Origin of the sequence: Hydrogenophaga sp., assembly GCF_019264445.1 — a bacterium.
In the GTDB taxonomy this organism is placed as follows: Bacteria; Pseudomonadota; Gammaproteobacteria; order Burkholderiales; family Burkholderiaceae_C; genus Hydrogenophaga.
Map to the genome: position 1 here is coordinate 39,031 of NZ_JAHVAB010000040.1, position 24,826 is coordinate 63,856.

Genomic DNA, 24,826 nt, shown 5'->3' on the forward strand with positions numbered 1-24,826 from the left:
GGGTCATGCCAATGCGGCGTCGGTGTCCATGAGCACCTTGCTGCCGGTGCGCGCCGTGCGCATCAGCGTCGCGGTCTCGGGGAACAGCTTGGCGAAATAGAAGCGTGCGGTCTGCAGCTTGGCGGTGTAGAACGGGTCGGTGTTGCCAGCCGCGATTTCACGCAGCGCCACCTGCGCCATGCGCGCCCAGAAGTAGCCGAACACCAGGTGGCCAGCCACGCGCAGGTAGTCCACGGCAGCAGCGCCCACTTCGTCGGCGTTCTGCAGACCCTTGAAGCCGATCTCGGTGGTGAACTTGGTGATCTGCTCACCCAGCACCGCCAGCGGGTTGATGAACTCGGCCATCTTTTCGTTGACGCCCTCTTCCATCACCAGCGCGCCCACGAGCTTGCCAAACTTCTTGAGCGTGGCGCCGTTGTTGCCCAGCACCTTGCGTCCCAGCAGATCCAGGCTCTGGATGGTGTTGGTGCCCTCGTAAATCATGTTGATGCGGGCATCGCGCACGAACTGCTCCATGCCCCATTCCTTGATGTAGCCATGGCCACCAAACACCTGCTGACACTGCGTGGCGGCGTTGTAGCCGTTGTCGGTCAGGAAGGCTTTGGTGATGGGCGTGAGCAGCGAGAGCATCTCGTCGCTGTCCTTGCGCACCTTCTCATCAGGGTGGTTGTGCGCTTTCTCCAGCAGCACCGAGCAGAACATGGCCAGTGCGCGGCCGCCCTCGGCATATGCCTTGGCGGTGAGCAGCATGCGGCGCACATCCGGGTGCACGATGATCGGATCGGCCGGCTTGTCCTTGGCCTTGGGGCCGGTGAGCGAGCGCATCTGGATGCGGTCTTTCGCGTAGGCCAGGGCGTTCTGGTAAGCCACTTCGGTCAGACCGAGCGACTGGTTGCCCACGCCCAGGCGGGCGGCGTTCATCATCACGAACATGGCCTGCATGCCCTTGTTGGGCTGGCCCACCAGGGTGCCGGTGGCGCCATCGATCACGATCTGCGCGGTCGCATTGCCGTGGATGCCCATCTTGTGTTCCAGGCCGCCGCAGTAAATGCCGTTGCGCTCGCTGATGGTGCCGTCGGCCTTCACGTGGAACTTGGGCACGATGAACAGGCTCACGCCCTTGATGCCGGGAGGCGCATCGGGCAGCCGGGCCAGCACCAGGTGAATGATGTTGTCGGCCATGTCGTGTTCACCGGCGCTGATGAAAATCTTGTTGCCCGTGAGCTTGTACGTGCCGTCGGGCTGCGGCTCGGCCTTGGTGCGCATCAGACCCAGGTCGGTGCCGCAATGAGGTTCGGTCAGGCACATGGTGCCGGTCCACTCGCCGCTGGTCATCTTCGGCAGGTAGGTTTTCTTCTGCTCGTCGGTGCCGTAGGTGTGCAGCGCGGCGTACGCGCCGTGCGTGAGGCCGGGGTACATCGTCCAGGCCTGGTTGGCCGAGTTCATCATTTCGTAGAAACACTGGTTCACCACCAGCGGCAGGCCCTGACCGCCAAACGCGGGATCGCACGAGAGGGCTGCCCAACCGCCCTCCACATAGGTTTTGTAGGCTTCCTTGAAACCCGTGGGCGTGGTGACTTCGTGCGTCTTCTGGTCGAGCTTGCAGCCTTCGGTGTCGCCGCTGATGTTCAGCGGAAAAATCACCTGCGACGCAAACTTGCCCGCTTCTTCCAACACGGCGTTGATGGTGTCCGCATCCACCTCGGCATGCTGCGGCATGGCCTTGAAGTCGTCGGTCACCTTGAGCACTTCGTGCATCACAAACTGCATGTCTCGCAGGGGCGGGTTGTAAACGGGCATGGGGAACTCCTGTGCTGGGTTTGTGAAAAGAGAAAAGTCAGGCCTGCGGCTTGCGCGCCGGGGCGGGGGTTTTGCGGGTGCGGGTGGCTGCATCCGTTTCGCGGCTGTAGCGCTGAACGATGCCCTCGAAAGCTTGCAAGGCGCGGCGCACGGAATCCGGACTGCGCAGGAAGCGGGCCTCGTAGTGCAGCGCGAGGATCTGCGCATGAACTTCAAACGCCATCTGTGACGCGTCGGTGTCGGCCGCCAGATGGCCTTCTTCAATGGCAATTTCCACCGCGCGGCGCATGGCACTGAGCCAGGTGTTCACCGAGCTGGCCAGCGCGTCGCGCACCGGGCCGGGCCGGTCGTCGAACTCGACCGCGCCACTGATGTAGATGCAACCGGAGTCGATCTCCACCGAGGTGCGCTTCATCCAGTTGTCGAACAGGTTGCGCAAACGGGGCAATCCGCGTGCCGCCGACATGGCGGGATAAAAGACCTCGTCTTCGAAACGCGTGTGGTACTCGCGCACCACGGAAATCTGCAGCTCTTCGCGCGAGCCGAAGTGGGCAAACACGCCCGACTTGCTCATCTGCATGACCTCCGCGAGCGCGCCGATCGACAGCCCTTCCAGACCAATCTGCGTGGCCAGGCCCAACGCTGCATCGACGATGGCGGCTTTGGTCTGCTGGCCTTTTTGCAAAGGCTTGTGGGCCGCGGCTTCGGCGCGCGTGCGGCGGGCTGTCGGTATCACGCTCATGCGGTCGGTCCTGGTGGAGGGGATGGGCTGAAAAAAGCGACCGCTCGAATAATCGAACGGTCGTTCTATTTTTACCGCAAAAACGCCGCCGCGTGCAAACGAGGGGCCGTTTGCGTGACCTTTGTTTAGGGTCCGCGCCCTAAATGCGCCGAGACCTCGGGTCTTCAGAGTCGCCCGGTGGGCAACAACAGCGCGAGGCTGTGCTCCAGGTTTTCGCCAGGCGTGCGCTTGAAGCCACTGCGCGCAAACCGCTGCAACCGACCCACGCAAAACGCGGTGATCACCGAGGCATCGGCCTGCGCGTCGACCGTGGGCGTGGCCGCGCCCGCCAGCACCGACGTCTCGCGCAGGTTCTGGCGCAGGGCCGACTCGATCTTGTCGAAGAACAGGTTCATGCGCTGCTGCAGGCGCTCGTTCTCGAACACCAGCGCGTCGCCCACCATCACGCGCGTCATGCCGGGGTTCTTTTCGCCGAACTGCAGCAGCAGCGTGACGAGCTTGCGTGAGCGCGCGTTGGGGTCGGGCTCGCGCTCGCCAAGCTGGTTGATCAGGCCAAAGACCGACTGCTCGATGAACTCAATCAGCCCTTCGAACATTTGCGCCTTGCTCGCGAAATGGCGGTACAGCGCCGCCTCGCTCACTTCCAGGCGTGCGGCCAGCGCGGCGGTGGTAATGCGCTCGGCACCGGGCTGTTCCAGCATGGTGGCCAGGGCCTGAAGGATCTGCACACGGCGCTCGCCAGGCTTGGGCCGTTTGCGGGCACCACCGTCGGCGTGGGCCGCGGCCTCGATGGCCTCGGCGGCTTCACGTGCGGCTTGGTCTTCCGGGGATGGGGACTCTGGGACGTTGGAGGTCATGGCGAGCGGTCCGTGTGGTGTTCGGCGATTCTCGCACGGCACCCTCAAGCGACAGCGAGCCGCGTCGAGCCCTTGCAGGTCAGTGAGTGACCGCGTTCACCCAGCGGCCTACCGCACTCAGTGCGAACGGATCATGGTGCCGAAGGGCTCGTTGCCCAGCACCTCGAGCAGCAGCGCGTGCGGCACGCGTCCATCGATGATGTGCACCGCATTCACACCGCTCTTGGCCGCGTCGAGCGCACCGGCGATCTTGGGGATCATCCCGCCCGAGATCGTGCCGTCTTCCACCAGTTCGTCGATGCGGCGTGGCGTGAGCTCGGTCAGCAACTGGCCGTCCTTGTCGAGCACGCCGCGGATGTTGGTGAGCATGAGCAGCTTCTCGGCCTGCAGCACCGTGGCCAGTTTGGCGGCCACCACGTCGGCATTGATGTTGTAGCTCTCGTTCTGCTCGCCAAACCCGATGGGGCTGACCACCGGAATGAACTGGTCGTCCTGCAGCGCCTGCACCACGCTGGGGTCGATGCTCACGATGTCGCCCACCTGGCCGACGTCGTGCTCGAGCTGGGGGTCTTTCTGGTCGGTCATGCGCAGCTTGCGCGCGCGGATCATGGCGCCATCGCGCCCGGTCAGGCCCACGGCCTTGCCACCGGCCTGGTTGATCAAACCCACGATGTCCTGCTGCACTTCACCCGCCAGCACCCACTCCACCACCTCCATGGTTTCCGGGTCGGTCACGCGCATGCCCTGGATGAACTGGCCTTGTTTGCCCAGGCGCTTGAGCAGCGTCTCGATCTGCGGGCCGCCTCCATGCACCACCACCGGGTTGATGCCGACCAGCTTGAGCAGCACCACGTCTTCGGCAAAGTCCTGCTGCAAGGCGGGGTCGGTCATGGCGTTGCCGCCGTACTTGATGACCATGGTCTTGCCGTGGTACTTGCGGATGTACGGCAGCGCCTGCGCAAGGATCTCGGCCTTGTCGCGCGGGGCAATGGAGGTGATGTCGGTGGGCTCGGTCATGCGGTTTCCTGCGAGGCGGGCAAAGGGGAAATTCTAGGGCCAGCACATGACACGCCCCTCCAGCCCGCACCTCATCCAGAAACGCCGCGAAACCACCTTTCGACAGGCTCAGGACGGGCGGCAGGCATTACCCCCTGCAAGGGGGGTCGCGCGCAGCACGGCGGGGGTTAGAAATGTATTCCGCGCATCATCTGCTGCATGGCCACGGCTTCGGGAGACAGCTGCGACTTCGCGCCCTTCTCACCCTTGGCCGCCGACGAGTCGGGGAACATGCGAAAGCTCGTGTTCATCACGATCTGCGCCACGCGCGGCACCAGCGCGTGCATCACCTGCCCGGTCACGCCCAGGCGGGTGGCGATGCGCACGGGCTTGAAGATGCAGGCCTGCGCGATCATGTCGGCGGCTTCTTCGGGTGCCAGCGTGGGCACGTTCTTGTAAATCTGCGTGGGCGCGATCATGGGCGTGCGCACCAGCGGCATGTTGATGGTGGTGAAGGTGATGCCCTGGTCGGCAAACTCGCTGGAGGCGCAGCGCGTCCAGGCATCGAGCGCCGCCTTGCTTGCCACATAGGCGCTGAAGCGTGGGGCATTGGTGAGCACGCCAATCGAGCTGATGTTGACCACATGGCCCTTGCGCTTGGCCACCATGCCGGGCAGCAAGCCCATGGTGACGCGCAGGCAGCCGAAGTAGTTGAGCTGCATGGTGCGCTCGAAATCGTGGAAGCGGTCGTAGCTGCCTTCAATGGCGCGGCGGATCGAGCGGCCCGCGTTGTTGATGAGGAAGTCGACCCCGCCATGGTTCTGGACGAGCAACTGCACGAAGCGGTCGGCATCGGCCATGTCGGCAATGTCGGCGGGGTAGGCGATGAACTGATAGCCCTTGTCCTTCGCCTCCTTGCAGGCTTCATCCAGCTTGTCCTGGTCGCGCCCGCAGATGATCGTGACGGCGCCAGCCTCGGCGAACTTGTGCGCGGCCGCAAGGCCAATGCCGGAGCTGCCGCCGGTCACCAACACCACCTTGCCTGCCACCGTGCCCTTGAGGCTGCGGTCGATGTGCAGGTCGGGGTCGAGGTGGCGCTCCCAGTAGTCCCACAGGCGCCACGCGTAGTCCCTGAAGTTGGGACACGCAATGCCACTGCCTTTGAGTGCGGCGAGCGTGTCGCGGCAGTCAAAACGCGTGGGGTAGTTGACGAAGGTCATCATGTCCTCGGGCAAACCGAGGTCTTGCATGACCGCCTTGTAGACGCGGCGCACAGGCGCCAGCGCCATCAAGCCCTTCTTGACGCTCTTGGGAATGAAGCCCATCAGCGCCGCATTGACGAACAGGTTCATCTTGGGCGCGTGCGCGGCCTTGCTGAGAATGTCGAGCACGTCGCCCACGCGGTAGCCCATCGGGTCCACCAAGTGGAAGCAGGCGCCGCTGCTGCGCTTCTGGTGGCTGATGTGGTCCAGGGAATCCACCACGAAGTCCACCGGCACGATGTTGATGCGCCCGCCCTCCAGGCCCACGCTGGGCATCCAGGGCGGCAGGATCTGGCGCAGGCGCTGGATCAGCTTGAAGAAGTAATAAGGGCCGTCGATCTTGTCCATTTCACCGGTGCGCGAGTCACCCACGACGGCTGCGGGCCGGTACACGCTCCATGGCACCTTGCATTCCTGGCGCACGATCTTCTCGCTCTCGTGCTTGGTCATGAAGTAAGGGTGGTCCAGGCCCTCGGCCTCGTCGAACATGTCTTCGCGGAACACGCCTTCGTACAAGCCAGCCGCCGCAATCGAAGACACGTGGTGAAAGTGCCCCGCGCCAATGGCTTTGGCAAATTCGACGGTGTTGCGCGTGCCGTCCACATTCACCGCGATCTGGCTCTCGGCATCGGCCTCCAGGTCGTACACGGCGGCGAGGTGGTAGAAGTGATCGATTTGCCCCTTGAGCGCCTTGACGTCATCCGCTGAGACACCCAGCTTCTTGCTCGTGAGGTCGCCAAACACCGGCACGGCGCGCGCAGCGCCCACGCCCCAGTACTCGCGCAGCCCGGCCACCTTGCCTTCGCTCTCCTGACGAATCAGGAAGTGCACCACGGCCCCCTTGCGCTGCAGCAGCCTGGCCACCAGGCGTTTGCCAATGAAGCCGGTGGCACCGGTGACGAAGTAATGCATGGGAGTCTCCTGAAGCGGTGGGTAGAAAGCAGGGCAGCGCCGGATGGCCCGCCATTCTTGATCAGGAAGGCCGCCCTCGCCTTCCGCAAAAACCCGCGTGGGGTTTAGTCTTGCGCCCCTACACAGCCGCATTGCACGCGCCGTACAGTGGCCAATCGTTGCGGTGGCCCCGTCACCGCATGCTTTCCACCATCCACTACAGGAGTCTTCCCATGGTCAAGAAAATCCAGAAAGCCGGCAGCGCCGCCAAGCCCACCGCTGCAGCGTTCAATTCGCCACTGTCGGGCGCCATCAAGGACTCCGCGCAGCAGATCTGGCTGGCAGGCTTGGGCGCGTTCTCCAAGGCACAGGAAGAAGGTGGCAAGGCGTTCGAGTCGCTGGTGAAAGAAGGCATGTCCATCCAGCGCAAGACGCAGGCCGTGGCCGAAGAGCGCATTTCCGAAGCCACCAGCCGCGTGAGCAGCATGGCCACCGACATCTCATCCAAGGCGGCAGGCCAGTGGGACAAACTCGAGAACATCTTCGAAGACCGCGTGGCCAAGGCGCTGAACAAACTGGGCGTGCCGTCGGCTCGCGATGTGGAGGCGCTGATCGAACGCATTGACGCCTTGAACCGCCACGTGCAAAGCCTGGGCAGCAAGGCGCCCGCCAAAACAGCGGCCCGCAAGGCTGCTCCGGCCAAGAAAGCGGCGCCCGCCAAAAAGGCCGCACCACGCAAGACCGCGCGCAGCACCAAGGCCGCGTGACCTCGCAGCAGGCCGATCATGGCCAGCGGAACAGGGGCGCTTGACGCCCCTTTTTTGCGACCGCTTCAGATGCTGCAACGCAGCATGTCGATTCGGCATCGCGCTCTACACTCAAACGCATGACGACGCCCCGCAAAGCCCCATCACGCACAGCCAGGCAGAAGGTCCGCCGTCCACGCATCGCGCTGGCCCTGGCCGGCGGGGGGCCGTTGGGTGCCATCTACGAACTGGGGGCGCTGTGCGCCCTGGACGATGCGCTCGAAGGCCTGGACCTCAACGACTGCGAACACTACGTGGGTGTGTCCGCCGGCGGGTTCATCGCGGCAGGCCTGGCCAACGGCATGCGCCCGCGCGAGTTGTGCGCAGCCTTCATCGACGACCGTCCCGGTGTCGACCGTTTCGACCCGTCCTGGTTGCTCAAGCCCGCCTGGGGCGAACTGGGTGACCGGCTGCAGCGCCTGCCGCGCCTGCTCGGTGGCGCGCTCTGGGCTTGGGGCGCGCAACGCAAGCCCTTCACGCACGCGTTCGAGCGTCTGGGGGCGGCCCTGCCGACCGGCGTGCTCGACAACGAAAACATCCACCGGCAGATCGAGCGCCTGTTCAGCCAGCCTGGGCGCAGCAACGACTTCCGCGAACTGCGCGCGCGCCTGACGCTGGTGGCCACGCAACTCGATACCGGCGATGCCGCGCCCTTCGGGCGCGCGGGCTGGGACCACGTGCCGATCTCGCGCGCGATCCAGGCCAGCGCCGCACTGCCTGGCCTGTTTCCGCCTGTGGAAATTGGCGGTCAGCACTACGTCGATGGCGCGCTCAAGAAAACGCTGCACGCCACGGTGGCGCTGGATGAAGGCACCGACCTGCTGCTGTGCCTGAACCCGCTGGTGCCGTTTCACACCGACCCCAGCCTGCACGACGGGCGACGCATCCCGTCGCTGGTCGAAGGCGGCCTGCCGGCCGTGATGAGCCAGACCTTCCGCTCCATGATCCATTCCCGCCTGGAGCTCGGGTTCAAGCACTACGAGCGCGCCTACCCGGGCACCGACATCGTCCTCATCGAGCCCGACCACCGCGACGCCACGCTGTTCTTTGCCAACACCTTCAGCTACCGGCAACGGCGCGAAATCGCCGAGCACGCCTACCAGCAGACGCGCCGCATGCTGCTGGACCGGCGAGGCGACTTGTCGCAGAAGCTGGCGCGCCACGGCGTGACGCTCGATCTGGCGGCGCTGCGCGACCCGGGCAGGCACCTGCTGGACGCGCGCGCGCCAGCTCGAACCCCGCTTGCCGCGCGGCTGCACACCACGCTCGACGAACTGCAGCGGCAACTGGAACCGTCTGCCGTCGCGGCCGCTGCCCACTGAGCGGCGCCATGGTCAAGAAAGCCCCGCGTCGCACCGCCGAGCGCATTCTGGAAGTGACGCTGGAGCTGTTCAACCGCTTCGGTGAACCCAACGTCTCCACCACGCTGATTTCGGCCGAACTGGGCATCAGCCCGGGCAACCTGTACTACCACTACCCGGCCAAGGACGAGCTGATCAACTCGCTCTTCGAGCGATATGAGCGTTCGCTGGGCGAGCTGCTGAGTGCCAGCGAAGGCGTGCGCAACGTGGAAGACGCCTGGTTCTTCCTGCACTCGTTGTTCGAAATCATCTGGGAATACCGCTTCCTCTATCGCGACCTCAACGACCTGCTGTCGAAGAACCGTTTGCTGGAAACGCGTTTCCAGACCGTGCTCAAGAACAAGTCACGCGCCATCCGCCACCTGCTCGACGGCATGAGCCGGCACGGCGCGGTGAGCCTCGATGCGCGCGAGACCGAGCCGACCGCCACCAGCATGGTGGTGGTGCTCACCTATTGGCTCAGCTTCGAGTACGTGCGTGACCCACGCCACGCACTGGAACCCGACAACGCACAGCAGGCCTTGCTGCGCGGCGCCCACCATGTGCTCAACCTGCTGGCGCCCTACCTGGAAGCCACCCAGCGACAACACCTGATGACGCTGACCGGCGCCTACAGCCAGCCCACCTGACCCCATCGCGAGAACCCACCATGGCCGACTGGAAACCCTTTCCCCGCGCTGGCCATCCCGCATTCGGTGCCGAGCGGCTCAAAGCCCACTGGAACCACCTGCACCGTGGCGACGCCGAGCCCTGGCCGGACGATCCGTTGGTGGTGCAGGCCTGGGTGCTGTTTCACAACGGTGAATTCCAGCGTGCCGCAGAAGCCGGCCTGGCCCTGGGCGATGCCGGCCTGAACGTGGCCAGCAAGGCCACCTGCATTTACGCCAACCACCTCGAAGCGCGCGAACAGCTCCGCCAGGACCTGCTTCTGCAAGCCGCCGCCCGCGCCGAGGCCGCGCAGCGCCACCTGCCCGAACTGCCCGGCCCCTGGTACTGGCAGGCATACGCGCTGGGCCGTTACAGCCAGGGCATCAGCGTGGCCAAGGCGCTCACCCAAGGCCTGGGCACGCGCATCAGGCATGCGCTGGAAACCACCATCGCACGCTGCCCGTCACACGCCGATGCCCACCTCGCGCTGGCGACGTTCCACGCCGAGGTGATCGACAAGGTGGGCAGCATGGTCGGCGGCATGACTTACGGCGCCAACGCGGCCGCAGGGCTGGCACTGTACGAAAAGGCGATGGCACTGAACCCGGATTCGGTCGTCACGCTCACCGAATACGCCACCGGTCTGGTCATGCTCAAAGGCCCGGACGCGCTGCCCGAAGCCAACAGCCTGCTGGACCGCGCGGCGTCGATCGAGCCGCTGGACGCGCTGGAGCGGCTGTACGCCGCATCGGCGCGGGTGGCACTGGAGAGCTGAGCGCTTCTCAGGCAGCGGCCAAGCCGTCCACGGCCTGGAACATCGCCTGGCGCGCCTGCACCACGATCTGCGCCTTCCACTCGTCCGTGTCCACGTAAAACGCGGCCAGCATGCGCGCCTTGATCGCCGCCTGCAGCTCGGGCGGTGCTTCGGGATGCAGGTGCAACCAGTGGTCGCCGCGCAGCGCATCGATGAGTTCGGTAATGGGCACGGTGCCGTATTCCATGGCAATGCCGGTGTACTCGGCCTGCGGGCACTCTTCGTACGCGGCACACCACATCAGGCCGGTCAGCCGGGCCGAGGTGGAGGAGCCGTCGTAGATGGAGGTGACCGGGGTTTTTCCACCTCCGTCCCACCAACCGCGGGCGCGCTGCAGGGCGGCGGCGTCGTTGGCGCACGCAAAGATGCGCTCGCCCAGACCACATTCGCCCAGCCCCGTGTGCAGATCGATCCAGGCCAGGCGACGGGCGCTGGCCCCGTGCCGGCGCAGCACCTTGCGCAGCGTCTGGTTGCTCCAGGTGGGCGCCGTACCGCCGAAGAAGAGACCGTCGGCAAACGCATGCTGGCCTTGCGACACCGCCGCCTGGTAGCGCGCCAGGCCATGCGTCTGGATGTAGGCACCGATGGCGGCAGCGTTGTCCGCTGTGGGCGGCCATTGCGGCGGCAGCAACAGGTCGTGCAACTCGGCGTAGGCCGGGTTCTGCGGCAGGGGCTGGCTGAAGTCCTGGAAGTTGCGGTTGAGGTCGACGTTTTCCTGCGTCACGCGGCGCACCCAGGAAAAGCCGTGCGGGTTGAGCGCGTGGATGTAGAGCACGGCCACGCCCGCCGAGCGGGCATGCGCGCGCCACTGCTCGTCGTGCGTGGCGAACACCTGCACGCCCGAACCGCAATAGCCTTCGGCGCCGTGGCAGGCGCTGCTGACGATGAGCAAGCGCTCGGCATCGGGCGAGCCGTCCAGCGCCACGTCCATGGCCAGCGTCTCGCCGTCGCGCCCGGGCAGCGGGTGGTTGTGGCTGGTGATGGCCATGCCCGCCGCGGCGGCGCCCTCCAGAAAGCGCACCCGGGCGCTGGCGTAAGACGAAGAGAACGCGTCCTGCGGCGCGATCAAACCGCGGCTCCGGCGCGCGCCTGGCCCAGCCATTTCTCGGCCAACCGCACCCAGAAAGTTGCCCCCAGCGGGATCAGGTCGTCGTTGAAGTCGTAGCTCGGGTTGTGCAGCATGCAGGGTCCGCCGCCATGGCCCATTTCGCGGTGGGCGCCGTCGCCGTTGGCGATGAACGCGTAGCACCCCGGGCGGGCCTGCAGCATGTAGGCGAAGTCTTCCGCGCCCATGGTGGGCTCCTGCTCCACCACGTGCTCGGCACCCACGATCTCGGCCATCACCTCGCGCGCAAATGCGGTCTCTGCGGCGTGGTTGATCGTTGGCGGGTAGTTGCGGTGGAAGTGAAATTCGCAGGTCGCACCAAAGGCGGCCGACGTGTGCTCGGCCACTTCGCGCATGCGCCGCTCGATCAAGTCGAGCACTTCGTAGGTAAAGGTGCGCACGGTGCCCTGGATCTCGCAGCTGTCGGGCACCACGTTGGTGGCCTCGCCGGTGTGGATCATCGTCACCGAGATCACGCCGGCGTCCACCGGCTTCTTGTTGCGCGAGATGATGGTCTGGAACGCCATCACCATCTGGCAGGCCACCGGCACCGGGTCGATGCCGTTGTGGGGGAGCGCAGCGTGCGCGCCCTTGCCGCGGATCACGATGCGGAACTCGTTGCTCGACGCCATCACCGGGCCGGCGCTCGCGGCAAACGTGCCCACTGCCATGCCGGGCCAGTTGTGCATGCCAAACACCGCCTCCACCGGAAACTGCTCGAACAGGCCATCCTTGATCATTTCGCGCGCGCCACCACCGCCCTCTTCGGCCGGCTGGAAGATCAGGTAGACCGTGCCGTCAAAGTTGCGGTGCTTCGCGAAGTGCTGGCCCGCTGCGAGCAGCATGGCGACGTGGCCGTCGTGGCCGCAGGCGTGCATCTTGCCGGCGTGCTGGCTGGCGTGGGCGAAGGTGTTGTGCTCCTGCATGGGCAGCGCGTCCATGTCGGCGCGCAAGCCGATGGCCCGTCCGCACTTCCCACCGTCTCTGCCGTGCACGATGCCCACCACGCCGGTGGTGCCCAGGCCGCGGTGCACGGGAATGCCCCATTCGGCGAGTTTTTGCGCCACCACGTCGGCGGTGCGAACCTCCTGGAAGCAAAGCTCGGGGTGGGCGTGAATGTCGCGTCGGACGCTGGCGATGCCGGCCGCCTGCGTGAGGATGGAGTCGATCAGTTTCATGGGATGGGGCCTCGCGATGCCCGGCGCAGGGCATGGGTTCAAAAGAGGCATGGTACCCAAGGCAACGGTATGAGCCGGCGCCTTGCGGGACAACCAACCCGGCTCAAGGGGATACCCCCTCCCCCTATCGGCGTTTCAGCGCCGGATGCGGCCGTCTTCGGTCAGCAAAGTGAGCTCGACGAACCTGGAGCCGGTGTGCTTGTTCGGGCTAAAGTCCACCGGGAAACCGCCCAGGTCCAGGTTGCGCATGCCTTGAATGGCATTGATGAAACCTTCGCGCGTGAGGTTGCGCCCGGCCCGCTGGACCGCCTCGCTGAACACCTTGGCCGCCACAAAGCCTTCCATACCGGAATAGTTGGCCGCGCGCCCCTGCTTGGCCCGTACGGCGTTGAGGTACTCACCCGAAATGCCCGTGACCGGTGTGTAGGGAAAGGGCATCACCTGGCTGACCACCACGCCTTTGGCGTCGGTGCCCAACTCGTCGAGCAGGGCCTGCGTGCCCACAAACGACACGTTGTAGAAATTGCCGGCATAGCCGCGCTTGCGTGCCTCGCGAATGAACGCGGCGCACGCCTTGTACGCGCCGATCTGCACGATGGCCTCGGGCCGCTGCGCCATGACGTCGGCGAGCGCCTTGGCCACATCGACCGTGTTGCGCTCCACCGTGCCGGTGGACGAAGGCTCCATGTTCAGCGCTTTGAGCGCCCGCGTCACCCCCTCCAGCCCGGCCTTGCCATACGCATCGTTCTGGTAGAACACCGCCACCTTCTTGATGCCGGTGCCAGTGATCTGGCGCACGATCGCGGCCGTTTCGTCGTAGTACGACGCGCGCACGTGAATGGCGTAGCGGTTGAACGGATCGCGCAAGACCTCGGCGCCCGTGAAGGGCGCAAAGAACGGCACCTTGGCTTCGCTGGCCAGCGGCAGCGCCACCACGCTGGTGGGCGTGCCGATGTAGCCAAACAGGGCGAACACGCCATCGGCAATGAGCTGGCGGGTGTTGGCAGCGCAGCGCTCGGGCTCATAGCCATCGTCCATGCGCACCAGCTCGATGCGCCGCCCGTTGACGCCGCCTTTCTGGTTCAGCGCCTCGAAGTACAGCTGCGCGCCCAGGTGGAACTGCAGGCCCAGCTGCTCGGCCGCGCCACTGAACGGCGCGGACTGCCCCAGCAGGATGCGGGTGTCGTTCACGCCCACCGACTGGGCATGCGCGACCAGCGCGGTACCGCCCCATGCCTGCAAGGCCGCCATGCGGCCGGCATATCCCAGGATGTCTCTGCGTCGCATCGTGCCGTACCCCTCACCGTATTGATCCGATGAGTGCAGGGTATGCGATTTTCTTCATACGGGTAAGGTCGCAGGCGCGCACTTCGTCGGCGATGAACGGTGCAACCGTGAGCGAGTCCACATCCCCACCTGCGGCATGGGCGCACGCCTATCATGGGCACCCTGCACTCCTCCAAGCCATGACGAACACCGCCAACACCCCGGCCACGCAGCACGTGCGCGGCGCCTGCCCACACGACTGCCCCGACACCTGTGCCCTGGTCACCACGGTGGACAACGGCGTGGCCATCCGCGTGGCCGGCAACCCCGATCACCGACACACCGACGGCGCCCTGTGCACCAAGGTCTCGCGCTACGCCGAACGCACCTACCACCCCGAGCGGCTGCTCACGCCGCTCAAGCGCAGCGGCCCCAAAGGCAGCGGCCGCTTCGAACCCGTGGGCTGGGACGAGGCGCTCGACGACATCGCCACCCGCCTCCAGGCCATTGCCGCCCAAGACCCGCAAGCCATCCTGCCCTACAGCTACGCCGGCACCATGGGGCAGGTGCAGGGCGAGGCCATGGCGGGGCGCTTCTTCCACCGCCTGGGCGCCTCCCTGCTCGACCGCACCATCTGCGCGTCGGCCGGTGGCGAAGCCCTGGTGCAGACCCTGGGCGGCAAAGTCGGCATGAAGGTGGAGCACTTCGCGCGCGCGAAGCTGATCCTGATCTGGGGCAGCAACTCGATCGGCAGCAACCTGCACTTCTGGCGGCTGGCGCAACAGGCCAAGCGCGATGGCGCACAGCTGGTGTGCATCGACCCACGCCGCACCGAAACCGCCGACAAGTGCCACGAACACATCGCCCTGCGCCCGGGCACCGACGCCGCCCTGGCGCTCGCGCTCATGCACCAGCTCATCACCCATGACTGGCTCGACCACGACTACATCGCCCAACACACACTGGGCTGGGAGGCACTGCGCGAGCGGGCGCTGCAATGGCCGCCCGAGCGCGCGGCCGAGGTTTGCGGCGTTCCGGTGCAGCAGATCGCGGATCTGGCACAAGCCTACGGCACCACCCGCCCCGCCGCGATCCGGCTCAACTACGGCATGCAGCGCGTGCGCGGTGGCGGCAATGCGGTGCGCGCCATCGCCTGCCTGCCCGCGCTGGTGGGCGCCTGGCGCGAAGCCGCCGGCGGTTTGCTGCTCTCCGCCTCGGGCCATTTCCCGGTGAACCGGGCGGCCCTGCAACGGCCCGACCTGCTCGCCGCGCGACGCGCGCGCACCCTCAACATGAGCACCATCGGCGACGACCTGTTGCGCGACGCATCCCCTGCATTCGGGCCCAAGGTGGCGGCGGTGATCGTCTACAACAGCAACCCCGTGGCGGTCGCGCCCGAGTCGGGCAAGGTGGTGCAAGGGTTTGAGCGCGAAGACCTCTTCACCGTGGTGCTGGAGCACTTCCAGACCGACACCGCCGACCTGGCCGACTACATCCTGCCCGCCACCACCCAGCTCGAACACTGGGACATCCACACCAGCTACGGCCACACCGACGTGCTGCTGAACCGCCCGGCCATCGCACCCGTGGGCCAGGCCCGCACCAACACCGACATTTTCCGCACGCTGGCCCGGCGCATGGGCTTTGACGACCCCTGCTTTGCCGACGACGACCTCACCCTGTGCCGCACCGCTTTCGGCGATGCTGTGGACTTCCAGCAGTTGCTCGACCAGGGCTTTGCCACCCTGGACGTGCCCGATGCGCCCTTTGCCCATGGGGGCTTTCCCACTGCATCAGGCCGCTGCGAGTTTTTCAGCGCACGGCTGGCCGCGCAAGGTCAGGACGGTCTGCCCGACCACTTGCCCAACTTCGAAACCGCCGGCAGCTCGGCCGAGTTTCCGCTGGCCATGATCTCGCCGCCCGCGCGCAACTTCCTCAACTCCAGTTTCGTCAACGTGACCAGCCTGCGCGACATCGAAGGCGAACCGCTGCTGGAGATCCACGCCGACGACGCCGCCCCGCGGGGCATCGTCAGCGGCCAGATGGTGCGCGTGTTCAACCAGCGCGGCGAATACCGCTGCAAAGCCAGCGTGTCGCGTCGCGCGCGCCCGGGCGTGGTCAATGGCCTGGGCATCTGGTGGCGCAAGCTGGGGCCTGCTGGCACCAACGTCAACCAGGTCACCAGCCAGCGCCTGACCGACATGGGCGGCGGCCCGGTGTTCTACGACTGCCTGGTCGACGTGGCCGCGCTGCCCGAAGGCGCCTGATGCGGCGGTGGCTCGTGCCGATGGCCCTGGCCCTGTTGAGCGCGGGCTGTGCCGGCACCAGCGGCGTGGGCTACTACTGGCAATCGGTCACCGGCCACCTGCGGCTGATGCAGGCCGCCCGCCCGGTGGACGCGTGGCTGACCGACGCGCAAACGCCACAAAGCCTCAAGGACCGGCTGGCGCTCGCCCAGCGCATTCGCGCCTTCGCCGTGAGCGAGCTGGCCCTGCCCGACAACGCCAGCTACCACCGATACGCGGACCTGCAGCGCAGGGCTGCCATCTACAACGTGGTGGCAGCCCCTGCACTCTCCCTCACCCTGCAGACCTGGTGCTTCCCGGTGGCGGGGTGCGTGGGCTACCGGGGCTATTTCGACGAAGCCGACGCACGCCGTTTCGCCAGCGGGCTGCCCGCAGGACTGGAGGTGGCCGTGTACCCCGTGCCGGCCTACTCCACGCTGGGCTGGATGAACTGGGCCGGCGGCGATCCACTGCTCAACACCTTCATCGCCTACCCGGAGGGCGAACTGGCGCGGCTGCTCTTTCACGAACTCGCGCACCAGGTGGTGTATGCGTCGGGCGACACCGAATTCACCGAATCCTTCGCCACCACGGTCGAACGCCTGGGCGGCGCGCGCTGGCTGGCCACGCAAGCCAGCGCATCGGCCCGCGGCGAATACGCCGCCTTTGATGAGCGCCGCCGGCGTTTTCGCGCCCTCACGTTGGCGGTGCGGCAGACACTGGACGCGATCTACAAAGACGCGTCGCTCGACGACACCGAAAAGACCCGCCGCAAGACGGCGGCCATGGCGGATTTCCGCCAGTCCTACGAAACCCTCAAGCGCGACTGGGGCGGCTTCGCCGGCTACGACCCTTTTGTGGCGCAGGCCAACAACGCCAGCTTTGCCGCGCAAGCCGCTTACGACGGGCTGGTGCCGGCCTTCGAGGCGCTCTTCGAGCGAGAAGGGCGCGACTTCACGCGGTTCTATGATGCGGTGCGCGCGCTGGCGGCGCGGCCCAAGGAAGAACGGCGCATCGATCTGATGCGCCTGGCACCTACGCCGTCGTTGGCGGCTCGACACACTGGCGCGCGTCCCTGAACACTTCAAAAACGAGGCAAGCCATGGCAGACATTCACATCGAACGCGACCACACCCTGGGCATGGCCGCCGCACGCAAACTGGCCTGGCGCTGGGCAGAGCAGGCCGAAAGCGACTTCGACATGAGCTGCACCTACGAAGAAGGCGAAGCCTGCGACGAGGTGCAGTTCACCCGGTCGGGGGTGAGCGGCACGCTCAAGGTCACGGGCGAGCGCTTCGAGCTGGATGCGCGCCTGGGCTTCCTGCTCGGTGCCTTCAAGGACCGCATCGAAAGCGAGATCGTCAAAAACCTCGATGCCCTGCTGGCGGCCAAGAAGCCCGCCGCCAAAGCCGCTGCCAAAAAGAAGAAAGCCGGCTGACGCCGGCTTTCCAGGCGTTCGCGTGCCGGGCTTCAGCTCAGGGACGCAATCAGGTCGATGTACTGCTGCATCGCGTCGTCGTTGCTGGTGCCCTTGAGGCCATTCCAGGCGTCCCACTTGGCGCGCCCCACCATGTCACCAAAGCCCGGCTTCTTCTCGGCGTTGTCGCCGCTGGTGGCCTGCTTGTACAAGCCGTAGATCTTGAGCAAGGTGGCGTTGTCGGGGCGTTCGCTGAGGTTCTTGGATTGCGCCACTGCGGCTTCGAACTGGGACTTGAGGTCGGCCATGAATGCTCCTGATGGGGAAATAAAACGCCCGGCTCGACGCGACCGGGCTTAGGGGTGTCCCGCTATCTTACGGTTGGACCTCTCTGCACAATAGGCCCACCACCCAAGACCAGCGGCACCGGGCACCCTTTGTCCCGGTTCACGCGCCCGAGGAGCATCCATGGTTCAACGCGTCGCCGCCCGTGTCGGCACTTCAGCAGCAGTGCGCTCACGCCCGGACAAGCCCACCGGGCAGCTCGTGCGCAAGGCGGGTCAGTCGGTGCAGAAGGCACTGACCAGGAGCCTGGGCATGGATGGCGAGCGCATGAGCAAGGTCGACACCGCTTGGCTGCGCATGGACTCGCCCTCCAACCTCATGATGATCGTGGGCGTCTGGATTCTGCGGCCCGGCATTTCCCTGGACGCCTTAAGCGAGCGCGTGCGCGAACGCCTGCTGCTCTATCGCCGCTTCACGCAGATCGCCCGCGAAGATGCCGCGGGTGCGCATTGGGCTGACGACCCAGACTTCCGCATGGAACGCCATCTCGTTACGCACCGGCTCACACGGCAGCGCGGACAGACAGAACAGGCCGCCCTGCAAGCGCGTGTGGGCGAACTCGCCATGCAGTCGCTGGACCATGAACACCCGCTCTGGCGATTTGAGCTCATCGAACAGTACGACGGCGGCTCCGCCCTGATTGCGCGCATCCACCATTGCATCGCAGATGGCATCGCGCTCATCAGCGTGATGATGAGTCTGGTCGACGGTGGCAACGCGCCACCACAGCGCAAAAGCCGCAAGGCCGCCAAGGCGGGTCTCGATGGCGCCGAAGACTGGCTCGCCGACACCCTCATCCGCCCCTTCGGCGACATCACGGCCAAGGCCCTTGAAGCGGCGGGGGGTGGCGCAGCGAAGTCGCTCTCGATGCTGGCCGCCCCGCAGCAAAGCCTGAGCCACACACTGGGCCAGGCCGCCGACATGGCGCGCATGGGCGGGCAACTCGCCAGCGATCTGGCCGCCCTCGCCCTCATGCCCGACGACTCCCCCACGCGACTGAAAGGCCAGCCCGGCAGCACCAAGCGCGTGGCCTGGTGTCAGCCCATCCCGCTCGATGAGGTCAAGGCGATCGGCAAGGCGTTGAACTGCTCGGTGAACGACGTGCTGCTCGGCTGTGTGGCCGGTGCCCTGGGCGCCTACCTGCAGCGACTGGGCGATGAGACCCGAGGCCAGGAAATCCGGGCCATGGTGCCCATCAACCTGCGCCCGATGGAAGACGCCTGGAAGCTGGGCAACCGCTTCGGCCTGGTGCCGCTGGTGCTGCCCATCGGGGTCGACAACCCCATCGAGCGCGTGTTCACCGTGCGCTCGCGCATGAACAGCCTCAAGGGCAGTTTGCAACCGCTGCTCACCTTTGGCCTGCTGTCGGTCGCGGGTTTGCTGATCAAGCCCGCGCAGGACGCGATGCTCAGCCTGTTTGGCCGCAAGACCACGGCCGTGATGACCAATGTGCCAGGGCCTGCAACCAAACTGAAGGTCTGTGGCGCCACGCTGGAGCAGACCATGTTCTGGGTGCCGCAAACGGGCACCGTCGGACTGGGTGTGTCGATCTTGAGCTATGGCGGCGGCGTGCAGTTTGGCGTGATCGCCGACACCGCGCTGTGCCCGGATCCTCAACAGATCATCGATGAGTTCGAGCCGGAGTTTGCCCGCCTGCTCACCGTGACGCTCATGCTGCCCTGGGGCGAGGCCAAAGGCTAGGTGTCGACCAGCGCCAGCCGGCGGTTGGCGATTTCGAGCAAGCCATCGAAGATGAGGCTTTCCACCAGTTCGACGGGCATGGACATGCTGGGCGCCATCTTCCAGCCCGCACCACCTGTCATGAAGCAGGCCGGCTCTTCGCCGCAATGGCGGCGCAGGTTCTCGGCCATGCGCTGCACGGCCCCCGCAATGGCGAAGGTACCGCCGCTGGTGAGCGCATCGCTGGTGTTGGTGGGAAAATCACAGACCTCGCCGGTCGGCACATGCAGACCTGCCGTGCCCGATTCGAGCGCGCGCAGCATGATGCCGTGCCCAGGCAGGATGATGCCCCCGAGGAATCGACCCTCGGTATCGATGGCCTCCACGGTCACCGCCGTGCCCACCATGACCACCACGCAGGGTCGTTTCGGTCCCTGAGCCAGCAGCCGCTGCCGGGCACCGATCATGGCCACCCAGCGGTCGGAACCCAGTCGGGTGGGATGGTCGTATCCGTTGGTGAGGCCCGCCTCGGCCGTGCTGGACACCACCCAGTGCGGCGTCACGTCCCACAATTCGAGCTGCTCTTCGACGCGGCGTTTGACGGCATCCCCCGCCACCACGCATCCCAGCACCCAACGCGGCGAGGGCAGGCTGGCCCAGTCGCCTTCTTCCAGGGTCTCGATGTTTTCGAGGAATTGCGCGCCGCTTGCCAGCAGGCTGGCGCCCACGCGCGGAGCATCGTAGAGGGCCCACTTCAGGCGGGTGTTGCCGACATCCAGGGCCAGAAAAGTCATGCGCGGATTATGACCAAGCGGCCTTCGCGAAATTGCCGCAACGCAACAACGCCGGCATGAGTCACCTTAAATCAGGCCGATCCAGCACGCCCGCTGAACCGCTGCGAGCTTGTTGTCGGTCTGCAGCTTGGCCATGGCATTGGCCAGGTGGTAGTTGACTGTGCGCTCGGAGCAATCCATGCGCAACGCGGTCTCGCGCGCGGTCAGACCTTCAAACGCGAGGTTGAGGCTTTCAAGCTCGCGCGGACTCAGACCCACCCGCTGCTCGGCAATGGTTCGCCGCAGCATCGGCCACACATTGAAAGCAGACCAGGCCAGCACCGCAGCCTCGGATCGGTCGGCAAAAGCCCTCGGGCTGAACATGAAGCACTCGAACGCACGGCCCGCCGGCAGGCTGAATGCCACACGCACCAGCGTCTGGTAGCCGTGCGCCAGCCACAAACGGCGCCAGCGACTGGACTGCTCAAAAGAAGACTTGGAGATGTCCTGCCAGGCGACGAGGGGCGCGTCGCTGTCGCGCCAGCCGGAGCCAAAGTCCCGGCTTTCGGCCAGGGCCTCGGCGGCACTCAACAAACGGGGAGGATGGATGGCCAGCACCTCCCGCTGGTCTCGGCCACCCAGCGGGTTCGGCCCCAGCACCAACACCGCTTCCACCCCTTGATCGCGCAATGCACAGACCCAGTCGGCCAGAATGCCGTCCAGGCTGACACTGTCAAAGTTGACAGGCAGGGTCATGGTTTGCAACACCGTGTTGCATACACAATGCCTGATGAATCAGGACAGGGGGCCCACGCTAGAGGTGTTTGGCGATCGAAGGAGTGCATATTGTCGTTTGACCGGTTGTGGATGCTCAGCGCCAAAACCCGCTTGTGGCGGTGGTTGCTGGACGAGGTTGTCCACGCGCCAGTGGAACCTATTTTGCACCCATCGCGGTACAGGCTGTTGTGGATCGGTGCCTTCACTTTGTGGGCCACCTGGTCATCTACGGCATTTGGGGCCACCTCGTTCCCCAACCGTACGAGAACCTCTGGGCGCGGCTGGTGATGGCCTTTCTTGCGCTGATCTATGTGCTGCCCCGCATCTCCAGGGATCCGTCCTCCACGGAAAGCGGTCGCCTTTTCAGTCTGGCCACCTGGATCCAGCTCCCCTGGTTCTTCACGTGGATGTACTGGATGAATGGCGGAAATGCCGCCTGGCTCGGAAGCGTCGCCGCCATGATCCTCATTTATTACCACGCCACCGATTGGCGCCTGGCCACGCTCGGCCTCGTGACGGGTGGACTGGCGGGTTGGGCCACCGCAGAGTTCCATGGAGGCAGCACACAGGCTTTTGCCGAGCCACTGGCCAACGTGGTGGTGATCGGCTTTGCCTGGCTCATGGGCCTCATGCTGGGCTTTTCGAGCGCCAACCTGAGGCGAGCGCGGTTGCTCAACACCTTGAGCACCATGGGTGTGATGGCGCACGAACTCCGCACGCCATTGGCCACGGTCAATCTCATGGGCGACGTGCTGCGCAATCTCGTGCAGCACGACGTGCCCGAGTCCAAACGCAAAAAGCTCGACGAACTGGCCACGCGCTTGCAGAACCTCGTGCGCAGCATGAACCGCCAGATCGACACGCAGATCTCCAACGCCCAGTTGATGCGCCTGCCTCGCGAGCAATCCATGATCATGGCCGCGGAACTGGTGCAGGAGGTGGTGAATCAATACCCGTACCGCTCATCGCGCGAGCGCGATTGCGTGCAGGTGCACATTCAGAGCGATTTTTGTTTCACCGCGTCCCGTCCCCTGTTTGCCCAGGTGCTCACCAATTTGTTGAAGAACGCGCTGCATGCGCTGGCGGCCGCCAGCACGGCACCGAGCCCGGGCGACTTGCGCGTGGACGTCGGCCTGCACCATGGCAAGGGCCGCATTGCGGTGTCGGACGATGGCATCGGTATCACGCACGAACAATTGCAGCGCATCTTCGAACCCTTTTTCTCGACGCAGTCTGGTGCCGGCAATGGCCTGGGACTGACCTTCTGCAAGAACGTGGTGGAGGCGGCCAATGGTCGTCTCAGCGTTCACTCTCAACCCGGACTGGGCGCGGTCTTCATGATCGATCTGCCGCTCCACTCACCCGCGGCCGCGTCTCAGGCCGTTTCAGGCTGATGACAAGATGGCACTGACGATTTCGCTCTTCCACCGCCCCGGCAGCGTCCTCTTCCTGGACGACGACACGGACTACCTTGAAATGCTGGGCATGGTCATTCCTGCGCACTGGCAGGTCGAGCTCTTCTCGCGGCCGTCGGGTTTCGGCGCACGCATGCAGAACGAACCCGCCCGCTGGGAAGCCGATGCCATGACCCAGTTGCAGATGATCGAGCGCTGGCGGCAGGGCCAGCCCTTGCTGCCGCAAGTGCTGCGTTACTGGGCCATCAGCGCGGCGCGTTACGAGCTTGCACAGACATGCGTCGTGGACTACGCCATGCCGGGCACCGACGGTCTGAGGGTGCTCAACACCCTGCTGGACTGGCCGGGTTCGCGGGTGTTGCTCACGGGTCAGGCAGACGAGCAGATCGCCATACAGGCCTTCAACAACGGCCTGATCGACCAGTTCGTGCCCAAACAGACCACCGACATCACACGCCACTTGCTCGGTGTGTTGCGCAAGCTCTCACAGACGCCCCATCCGCGCCTCAACACCCTCTGGCGTGCGGCGTTGCGACCGGCGCAGCAATCGATGTTGCAGATTCCATCAGTGGCGCAGGCCTTGCGCGCCTACACGGAGCAGCATTGGGTGGAGTACGTGGTGCTCGGAGAGCCGTTCGGGCTGATCGGCCTCGACTCCATGGGCACCTGCCACTGGCTGCAACTGGAGCCCACGTCCAGCCTGCCGGATCTGGCGGAGCTGGCGGGATCGGCGGGCCTGGGGTTCGACACGGTGCGCGCCGTGCGTGCGGGCCAACGGCTGGCCGCCGTCGAACTGCATCAGCAGATGGGCCTGCGCGGCCCGGTGCGCACAGCCCCGGCGTTTGCCATCGGTGACGACGGCGTGCTGTGTGGTGCCGTCTTCACCCTGCAACCCAGCGACCTGCCCCAGCCCATCTACGCCTACCGGCACTTTCTGGAAGCCCAGGGCGGGCGCACCGTTCAAGACACTTAGGTCAAGCGGCCTCTGCGGTCTCCATCGCACCCGCCTGGGCGCGAGCGCGGCGCGCGCAGGGCCAATCCCACGGCTTGACGATCGGCGCGATTTCGCGCGCCACCGCCTCCAGGTGCTCCAGCTCCGCTTCGGTCAAGGCGGCGTTGAGCGTCAGGCGCACCAGCGCGCGTTTGCTGCTGGTGGCCGGGGCGCAAAAGATGGCGCCGAACACACCGCGCGTTTCCAGTTCGTCGCGAAGGCGCATCGTGTCCGGCTCGCTCCCGGCTTCCAGCGCAATGATTTGCTCTGTGCCATGGTGCAGCGGATAGCCCAGGCCGCTGAGGGTGTCACGCACGCGCCGGGTAATCACACGCAGGCGATCACGCTCGGCGTCGGCCTTGCGCAACACGCCCACCGTGGCCTTGAGGCCGGCGACTTCGTGCGGCAGCAAGCAGGAGCTGAAGATGTTGGGGAAGCTGGAGCTGAGGATGTAATAGCGCATGCTGGCCGGCGCTGTGAAGAAGCCGGCCCGCCCTGCCACCGACTTGGCCAGGCTCGCGGAGATGAAATGCACGCGGTCCGTGAGCCCCAGCTCCGCACAGAGACCGGCACCGCCAGGCCCGTGCGTGCCCAGCGAATGGGATTCGTCCACCAGGATCATGCTGCCGTGCTTTTCCACGACCTCGACCATCGCCTCGAGCGGGCACACCGAACCGGTGGTGCTGTAAACCGAATCCACCACCACCACGCCGGGGCCGTTCTTGGCCATGATCTTGTCGAGATGGGCGGCGTCGTTGTGGCGAAACGCAAAGGCGGGTGCCCGAGCCGCGTGTGCGCCCTCCCAAAGCGACGCATGGGCCTGGGTGTCCAGGTACACCGGCGTCCTGGCGTCTGCGATGGATTGCAACAGGCCCACATTGGCCGAGTAGCCGGACTGGCAGACGAAGGCGTCTTCCTTGCCGACCCAGTCCGCCAGCGCCATCTCCAGCGCCCGGGTCGGGTGCTGCTGAAGCAGAAACACACCGGACTGCACCACAAACTCGCTCGCCTTGGTGATGGCCTCGACCTGCGCGGCCACGATTTCCGGCCGACCCGTCACGCTCAGATAGTCGTTGCCGTCCAGACGAACCGCATTCGGCCCGGGCGACGATCCGTGGAGCACAAACTTGCCGCCCCAGGTCCCCTCCCAGCGCGGCTTGAAGTCCCGTTCGATCCGCTGGGTGAGCGTCGCAGACAGCGGCGGGTTCTTGAATGCAGCGACGACGGGCGCGCGTTCCAGCGTTTCCATGAGGTTCTCCTTGGCGGAAAGAAAACCCCATTGAAAAAAGAAATCCGTGAAAAATTGCACGAACCCTGTCAGGGTTGACAGGGGTTGTGAGGCTTTCTACTCAAGTTTCGGTCGTTTAAGCCGACAGGCGGCGATGCAAATTTGCAACGCCTCCCGGCACCAGTGCAC

General features: G+C 65.7%; 22 protein-coding genes. 10 read left to right on the forward strand and 12 right to left on the reverse strand.

The annotated features are described in order from the left end of the window. Positions 1-3 precede the first annotated feature (3 nt). The 5 genes from KXJ60_RS06085 to KXJ60_RS06105 all read right to left on the reverse strand — a co-directional run bounded on the left by KXJ60_RS06085 (position 4) and on the right by KXJ60_RS06105 (position 6,569). Positions 4-1,800 (reverse strand): acyl-CoA dehydrogenase C-terminal domain-containing protein, encoded by a 1,797-nt coding sequence (locus tag KXJ60_RS06085; RefSeq protein ID WP_291125216.1) that lies wholly within the window; start codon positions 1,798-1,800, stop codon positions 4-6. 37 nt (positions 1,801-1,837) lie between these two features. Then, positions 1,838-2,542 (reverse strand): TetR/AcrR family transcriptional regulator, encoded by a 705-nt coding sequence (locus KXJ60_RS06090; RefSeq protein WP_291125218.1) that lies wholly within the window; start codon positions 2,540-2,542, stop codon positions 1,838-1,840. A 164-nt stretch (positions 2,543-2,706) separates the two neighbouring features. After that, positions 2,707-3,399 (reverse strand): nucleoid occlusion factor SlmA, encoded by a 693-nt coding sequence (gene slmA, locus KXJ60_RS06095; RefSeq protein WP_291125220.1) that lies wholly within the window; start codon positions 3,397-3,399, stop codon positions 2,707-2,709. Between the two features lie 117 nt (positions 3,400-3,516). Beyond that, a complete protein-coding gene (gene argB / locus KXJ60_RS06100; protein ID WP_291125222.1) occupies positions 3,517-4,416 on the reverse strand; it encodes an acetylglutamate kinase in 900 nt (299 codons plus the stop codon). Positions 4,417-4,583: 167 nt separating this feature from the next. Beyond that, on the reverse strand, positions 4,584-6,569 hold the full coding sequence (locus tag KXJ60_RS06105) for an SDR family oxidoreductase (RefSeq protein WP_291125224.1): 1,986 nt from the start codon (positions 6,567-6,569) through the stop codon (positions 4,584-4,586). Positions 6,570-6,781: 212 nt separating this feature from the next. Here KXJ60_RS06105 and KXJ60_RS06110 point away from each other — a divergent pair, with 212 nt between their 5' ends. The 4 genes from KXJ60_RS06110 (at position 6,782) to KXJ60_RS06125 (ending at position 10,138) form a co-directional block, all read left to right on the forward strand. Continuing rightward, positions 6,782-7,315: a phasin family protein gene (locus KXJ60_RS06110; RefSeq protein WP_291125226.1), complete on the forward strand. Its 534-nt coding sequence runs from the start codon at positions 6,782-6,784 to the stop codon at positions 7,313-7,315. Positions 7,316-7,434: 119 nt separating this feature from the next. Next, positions 7,435-8,676: a patatin-like phospholipase family protein gene (locus KXJ60_RS06115; protein WP_291125228.1), complete on the forward strand. Its 1,242-nt coding sequence runs from the start codon at positions 7,435-7,437 to the stop codon at positions 8,674-8,676. A gap of 8 nt (positions 8,677-8,684) precedes the next feature. After that, a complete protein-coding gene (locus KXJ60_RS06120; protein ID WP_291125230.1) occupies positions 8,685-9,344 on the forward strand; it encodes a TetR/AcrR family transcriptional regulator in 660 nt (219 codons plus the stop codon). A 20-nt stretch (positions 9,345-9,364) separates the two neighbouring features. Next, complete coding sequence (locus tag KXJ60_RS06125; RefSeq protein ID WP_291125231.1) at positions 9,365-10,138, forward strand: hypothetical protein; 774 nt, start codon at positions 9,365-9,367, stop codon at positions 10,136-10,138. Positions 10,139-10,145: 7 nt separating this feature from the next. Here the strand turns inward: KXJ60_RS06125 and KXJ60_RS06130 are convergent, their stop codons facing one another. From KXJ60_RS06130 to KXJ60_RS06140, 3 genes are all read right to left on the reverse strand, one after another. After that, positions 10,146-11,246, reverse strand: coding sequence for a M14 family metallopeptidase (locus KXJ60_RS06130; protein WP_291125233.1), 1,101 nt, complete (start codon positions 11,244-11,246; stop codon positions 10,146-10,148). Beyond that, on the reverse strand, positions 11,243-12,460 hold the full coding sequence (locus KXJ60_RS06135) for a M20 aminoacylase family protein (RefSeq protein WP_291125235.1): 1,218 nt from the start codon (positions 12,458-12,460) through the stop codon (positions 11,243-11,245). Before KXJ60_RS06135 ends, KXJ60_RS06130 begins: the two co-directional genes overlap by 4 nt. A 135-nt stretch (positions 12,461-12,595) precedes the next feature. Beyond that, on the reverse strand, positions 12,596-13,747 hold the full coding sequence (locus KXJ60_RS06140) for an ABC transporter substrate-binding protein (RefSeq protein WP_291125237.1): 1,152 nt from the start codon (positions 13,745-13,747) through the stop codon (positions 12,596-12,598). Between the two features lie 179 nt (positions 13,748-13,926). Here KXJ60_RS06140 and KXJ60_RS06145 point away from each other — a divergent pair, with 179 nt between their 5' ends. From KXJ60_RS06145 to KXJ60_RS06155, 3 genes are read left to right on the forward strand one after another with little or no spacing between them, the layout of a single operon-like run. After that, a complete protein-coding gene (locus KXJ60_RS06145) occupies positions 13,927-15,993 on the forward strand; it encodes a molybdopterin oxidoreductase family protein (RefSeq protein WP_291125240.1) in 2,067 nt (688 codons plus the stop codon). After that, positions 15,993-17,090 (forward strand): aminopeptidase, encoded by a 1,098-nt coding sequence (locus tag KXJ60_RS06150; RefSeq protein ID WP_291125243.1) that lies wholly within the window; start codon positions 15,993-15,995, stop codon positions 17,088-17,090. The genes KXJ60_RS06145 and KXJ60_RS06150 overlap by 1 nt, the downstream gene beginning before the upstream one ends. A 23-nt stretch (positions 17,091-17,113) precedes the next feature. Then, a complete protein-coding gene (locus KXJ60_RS06155; RefSeq protein ID WP_291125246.1) occupies positions 17,114-17,449 on the forward strand; it encodes a polyhydroxyalkanoic acid system family protein in 336 nt (111 codons plus the stop codon). A 32-nt stretch (positions 17,450-17,481) separates the two neighbouring features. On the opposite strand, the gene KXJ60_RS06160 is transcribed toward KXJ60_RS06155, so the two are convergent. After that, entirely contained in the window at positions 17,482-17,736 is a 255-nt protein-coding gene (locus tag KXJ60_RS06160) for an acyl-CoA-binding protein (protein WP_291125249.1), read from the reverse strand. A gap of 289 nt (positions 17,737-18,025) precedes the next feature. Here KXJ60_RS06160 and KXJ60_RS06165 point away from each other — a divergent pair, with 289 nt between their 5' ends. Further along, complete coding sequence (locus KXJ60_RS06165; RefSeq protein ID WP_291125432.1) at positions 18,026-19,474, forward strand: wax ester/triacylglycerol synthase family O-acyltransferase; 1,449 nt, start codon at positions 18,026-18,028, stop codon at positions 19,472-19,474. Here the strand turns inward: KXJ60_RS06165 and KXJ60_RS06170 are convergent. Together KXJ60_RS06170 and KXJ60_RS06175 are read right to left on the reverse strand one after the other, a co-directional pair. Continuing rightward, entirely contained in the window at positions 19,471-20,247 is a 777-nt protein-coding gene (locus KXJ60_RS06170; protein WP_291125251.1) for a type III pantothenate kinase, read from the reverse strand. The genes KXJ60_RS06165 and KXJ60_RS06170 overlap by 4 nt on opposite strands. Before the next feature lie 66 nt (positions 20,248-20,313). Continuing rightward, positions 20,314-20,982 (reverse strand): helix-turn-helix transcriptional regulator, encoded by a 669-nt coding sequence (locus tag KXJ60_RS06175; RefSeq protein WP_291125253.1) that lies wholly within the window; start codon positions 20,980-20,982, stop codon positions 20,314-20,316. Between the two features lie 230 nt (positions 20,983-21,212). Between KXJ60_RS06175 and KXJ60_RS06180 the strand changes: the two genes are divergently transcribed. Further along, positions 21,213-22,397 (forward strand): HAMP domain-containing sensor histidine kinase, encoded by a 1,185-nt coding sequence (locus KXJ60_RS06180; RefSeq protein WP_291125255.1) that lies wholly within the window; start codon positions 21,213-21,215, stop codon positions 22,395-22,397. Positions 22,398-22,404: 7 nt separating this feature from the next. Continuing rightward, positions 22,405-23,391 (forward strand): response regulator, encoded by a 987-nt coding sequence (locus tag KXJ60_RS06185; protein ID WP_291125257.1) that lies wholly within the window; start codon positions 22,405-22,407, stop codon positions 23,389-23,391. Position 23,392: 1 nt separating this feature from the next. Here KXJ60_RS06185 and cqsA read toward each other — a convergent pair whose 3' ends face one another. After that, the gene (gene cqsA, locus KXJ60_RS06190; protein WP_291125259.1) at positions 23,393-24,658 is read right to left on the reverse strand and encodes an alpha-hydroxyketone-type quorum-sensing autoinducer synthase; all 1,266 of its coding nucleotides are present in this window, start codon (positions 24,656-24,658) and stop codon (positions 23,393-23,395) included. Positions 24,659-24,826: the final 168 nt, after the last annotated feature.

Bases quoted from the DNA above. Each gene is read 5' to 3' on its own strand.
- cqsA (WP_291125259.1), bottom strand. From the start codon at position 24,658: ATGGAAACGCTGGAACGCGCGCCCGTCGTCGCTGCATTCAAGAACCCG.
- KXJ60_RS06175 (WP_291125253.1), bottom strand. From the start codon at position 20,982: ATGACCCTGCCTGTCAACTTTGACAGTGTCAGCCTGGACGGCATTCTG.
- KXJ60_RS06110 (WP_291125226.1), top strand. From the start codon at position 6,782: ATGGTCAAGAAAATCCAGAAAGCCGGCAGCGCCGCCAAGCCCACCGCT.
- KXJ60_RS06115 (WP_291125228.1), top strand. From the start codon at position 7,435: ATGACGACGCCCCGCAAAGCCCCATCACGCACAGCCAGGCAGAAGGTC.
- KXJ60_RS06085 (WP_291125216.1), bottom strand. From the start codon at position 1,800: ATGCCCGTTTACAACCCGCCCCTGCGAGACATGCAGTTTGTGATGCAC.
- KXJ60_RS06185 (WP_291125257.1), top strand. From the start codon at position 22,405: ATGGCACTGACGATTTCGCTCTTCCACCGCCCCGGCAGCGTCCTCTTC.
- KXJ60_RS06170 (WP_291125251.1), bottom strand. From the start codon at position 20,247: ATGACTTTTCTGGCCCTGGATGTCGGCAACACCCGCCTGAAGTGGGCC.
- KXJ60_RS06145 (WP_291125240.1), top strand. From the start codon at position 13,927: ATGACGAACACCGCCAACACCCCGGCCACGCAGCACGTGCGCGGCGCC.
- KXJ60_RS06135 (WP_291125235.1), bottom strand. From the start codon at position 12,460: ATGAAACTGATCGACTCCATCCTCACGCAGGCGGCCGGCATCGCCAGC.
- KXJ60_RS06150 (WP_291125243.1), top strand. From the start codon at position 15,993: ATGCGGCGGTGGCTCGTGCCGATGGCCCTGGCCCTGTTGAGCGCGGGC.
- KXJ60_RS06155 (WP_291125246.1), top strand. From the start codon at position 17,114: ATGGCAGACATTCACATCGAACGCGACCACACCCTGGGCATGGCCGCC.
- KXJ60_RS06120 (WP_291125230.1), top strand. From the start codon at position 8,685: ATGGTCAAGAAAGCCCCGCGTCGCACCGCCGAGCGCATTCTGGAAGTG.
- argB (WP_291125222.1), bottom strand. From the start codon at position 4,416: ATGACCGAGCCCACCGACATCACCTCCATTGCCCCGCGCGACAAGGCC.
- KXJ60_RS06165 (WP_291125432.1), top strand. From the start codon at position 18,026: ATGGATGGCGAGCGCATGAGCAAGGTCGACACCGCTTGGCTGCGCATG.
- KXJ60_RS06125 (WP_291125231.1), top strand. From the start codon at position 9,365: ATGGCCGACTGGAAACCCTTTCCCCGCGCTGGCCATCCCGCATTCGGT.
- slmA (WP_291125220.1), bottom strand. From the start codon at position 3,399: ATGACCTCCAACGTCCCAGAGTCCCCATCCCCGGAAGACCAAGCCGCA.
- KXJ60_RS06105 (WP_291125224.1), bottom strand. From the start codon at position 6,569: ATGCATTACTTCGTCACCGGTGCCACCGGCTTCATTGGCAAACGCCTG.
- KXJ60_RS06140 (WP_291125237.1), bottom strand. From the start codon at position 13,747: ATGCGACGCAGAGACATCCTGGGATATGCCGGCCGCATGGCGGCCTTG.
- KXJ60_RS06160 (WP_291125249.1), bottom strand. From the start codon at position 17,736: ATGGCCGACCTCAAGTCCCAGTTCGAAGCCGCAGTGGCGCAATCCAAG.
- KXJ60_RS06090 (WP_291125218.1), bottom strand. From the start codon at position 2,542: ATGAGCGTGATACCGACAGCCCGCCGCACGCGCGCCGAAGCCGCGGCC.